We start from the raw sequence: 3120 nt of genomic DNA, 5'->3' as shown, positions 1-3120 counted from the left end.
GTCGAAGCGATCGAAGTGGACCCCTTGCGACCCCAGTTCGTTGCGTAGCACCGCCAGTGCTTCTTCCTGCTGGCGCAACGAGTGCACCTGCAGATCGAGTGATGCCGTTCGATACCGGGTTGCCGTCCGGTCCTTCAACTCGCGCAGTAGTCGTGACTTACCTATACCGCCCACGCCGGTGGCGTTGAAGACCCGTGGACCGTCACCTATATGGGTCAGCTCTTCGGCGAAAGCCGCCAGCACCGGTTCGCGGTCCACGAAACGCCGCTGCAGTGCGGCGACCCGATGAAACCGTGGCGCAGGCGCCATGTAAACCTCCGACCATCACAGACCGCAATACCGTCGAGGACGATGCAATCATAGTTGAGCTCGACGACGCACGATGGACCAGCACATCGGGCTGCGGCGCGATCCTGCCGATCCGCACCCGGGCCGAGCCCGGGCCGGAACCGCGACCACGGTTCCGGCCCGGGTAGGCGTGCGCCGTGGGATCCGGTCGGCTAGTCGTTCTCGAGCGGAATCTCGCCGAGCGGAATGTCCAGGTAGGACGAGGAGCCGTCGGTGGACGAGATCTCGATTTTGTTGTTGGTGACGGTGGCGTCGCCGAAGAATCTGTCCTTGGTGTCCACGACCAGCTGTATCTGGCGGCCCGGCGTGATGCGGTAGTCGGCCGGCTGCAGGTGGATGTCGATCGTCCGCGTCTCTCCCTCACGGTCGTTGAGCAGGGTGAAGGGCGCGCTGGTGATGATTTTTGCCTTACCGGTACCCGGGTCGACGTCGAACAGGTGCGCCACGAGCGTCGCGCTCTTCGCGGACGGGGTGACCGTGAGATGCGCCGAGACGGTCCCGATGATCTGACTCGGTGCGGTGAGCGGTTCGGTCGACCACACCGCGGCGTCCTCGCGGGAGATCTCCGAGGTCTCGTACACGATCGGAGCCCCCAGTCTTTCGAGGATGCCGGTCTGGACCAGGGCCGGGGCTATCAGGGCGGGGGTGTCCGTGCCGGCCCGGAAGGTGTGGCTCCCCCCGGAGTTGGGCTGAGGAGTCAATGAGCCGTCTGATGTCCCCGGCAGCGGTGCGTTCAGGTAGTAGCGCCGCAGCGGCAGCGTGTACGAGTCCCAGTTGGCGAGTTTCTTGACCGTGAACAGGTTGTGCATGTACTCGGTGTGCACGTCGCCGTCGTTCTCCACGCCGTTCTCCTCGTCGGCAACGAAGCGGTCCAGCCAGCGGAAGGTCGTCGCTGTCGGACGACTGATACCGCCGAGAAATCCCTTGATCTCGTCGCCGCCGTGATCTCCGATCAGTACCAGGAGACGTTTGGGACCGATCAGTGCGTTGAAGAACTCCACCACCGCGGGCACCGAGAAGATGGTCTCGTGCCAGTAGGTGCCGAGGAAGATAGGGACCCTCCTGGCGTTGAGTTCGTTCAGGTAGGTCACCGGTGAACGGACCGCGCTGAACTCCAGCAACCGTTCGATATTCCGATTGGCCCGGAAGTCGTCGAAGATCTCCTTGACTTCGGCGGAGAGGTTCTCCTCGCCGAACAGCTTGGTGAGCTCCTCGAACGCCAGCAGGTGTCGTGTCTCGTTCTCGTACAGCGACCAGCCCAGATCGGCCCAGGCGCTCTGCGCGCACACGGCCCTCACCCGGTCGTCGTGCGCCGCGATGATCAGGCTCTGGCCGGCGCCGTAGGACGACCCCGCGAACCCGATTCGATCCGGATCTGCGCGGTCGGGATAGGTGTTCAGTACCCAGTCGATCACGGCCGAGCCGTCCGCCCGGTCTCGCGGACCGGCGACGTCGATCTTCCCCGTGGAGTCGGCGAGCCCACGCTCGCTGTACGCGACCGCCAGATATCCCTTGAGTGCGAAGTTCAACAGCATCCCCGGATACGATTTCCACCCCGTCGACGCCAGCGGAGCCGGCATGATGACGACCGGGTTCGGCCCCGGCCTGAGGGGGACCAGCACGCCGGCGTCGAGCTGGACGCCGGCATCGGCTCCGGGGATCCTGGTCGCGGTGAAGGCCCCCGCTCCCCGCAGTTCCTCGAACTTTGCCACGGTCGCCGGCGGGAGATTCCTGAAGTCGCCGCTCTCGAGATTCTCAAGAGCGGCGATCTCCGCGTCGAGCAGTGTTCTGTCGTTGGGCGCGAAATCGAACACGTTCGTGGTCTTGACAGTCGTGGTCACTCGGATGATCCCCTTCTGGGCGTGGGAAAAGGAGCCTGCCGGCGAACCTGGCCGACGGGCGCGCGATCGTCCGCGGCCGTGACGAGGTGATGATCCGGATATCGGATCCGTGGTGCGGAAGTCTCCCGGTGCACGGGTTCGGAGCCTAGAGGTGTACGCGATCGTCAGGGGTGAGGTGAGTACTTTGTCCGCGCGCCGTACGGCAGGATGGTGTTGGCCCGCATTCGGCGGGCAGCGCGTTTTTCGGCTTGATGCAGGAAGTGATGGCGTTATTTTCCGGTTCCGACGTCCCACCGCGTGCGGCATGCCGCAACGGCTGATCCGGATCAGGCTTTGCCTGTGGCCCGGACGTCACTGCGTGCGGCGGCTGAACAGGACACCGGCCAGCAGGAGCGAGGCCGCGATGATGGCGAGCTCGTCGAGCAGGCACAGGTTCTCCTCCCCGGTCCGCGCCTTGTCGAGTGCGGCGTACTGGCCGGTCAGGCTGATGCGCCGCCGCACCTCGCGACGCTGGGTGAGTACGTCGTGGCCGGCAACCCGGGCGGTGCCGGCATCGAGGTCGCCCGCACCGAGGGGATCTCCGGCCTGTCCATGAGCCGGGTTGCCGCGGAACCAGGCGCGGCGACGATGTCGCTCTACCGCTACATCTCCGTCAAGGACGAACTGCTCATGCTCATGGCCGATGCGGCGATGGGCCGCCCGCCCGGTCTTTCGATTTCGGGCTGGAACGCATCCTCGACGGGGTCGCGGCCCTCATCGAGGGCCTCCGCGCGGACGTTCCTCGTCCCAGGGGACGTACCTGATGCAATGAGGTCGTCAGGCAGGATGGTAGATTCCTACCCTTGCCCGTCTAGCTCTGTCTTCCGCACATGGGGTTTCGATGCGTTGACCGGCCTGGTTTCCGATCAAGGTGGCCGGGTCGGATCGACGC

The 3120-nt window shown here is 65.2% G+C and carries 2 protein-coding genes and 2 pseudogenes; 1 reads left to right on the top strand and 3 read right to left on the bottom strand.

What is annotated here, in order from left to right; all coding sequences use genetic code 11:
- The 3 genes and pseudogenes from ACY45C_RS08465 to ACY45C_RS08455 form a co-directional block, all read right to left on the bottom strand.
- Positions 1-309, bottom strand: a pseudogene (locus ACY45C_RS08465) (aminoglycoside phosphotransferase family protein); the annotation flags it as partial.
- A gap of 191 nt (positions 310-500) precedes the next feature.
- Positions 501-2189: a CocE/NonD family hydrolase gene (locus ACY45C_RS08460; RefSeq protein WP_462187069.1), complete on the bottom strand. Its 1689-nt coding sequence runs from the start codon at positions 2187-2189 to the stop codon at positions 501-503.
- A gap of 408 nt (positions 2190-2597) precedes the next feature.
- Positions 2598-2744 (bottom strand): annotated as a pseudogene (locus ACY45C_RS08455) (ABC transporter); the annotation flags it as partial.
- Between ACY45C_RS08455 and ACY45C_RS08450 the strand changes: the two are divergent.
- The coding region (locus tag ACY45C_RS08450; RefSeq protein ID WP_462187068.1) for a TetR/AcrR family transcriptional regulator at positions 2715-3120 on the top strand (406 nt) is incomplete at its 3' end. The pseudogene ACY45C_RS08455 and the gene ACY45C_RS08450 overlap by 30 nt on opposite strands.

This window comes from Frankia sp. CcWB2, assembly GCF_977927585.1.
The sequence above is the reverse complement of the archived record's forward strand: the minus strand, read 5'-3'. Positions and strand labels throughout refer to the sequence as shown.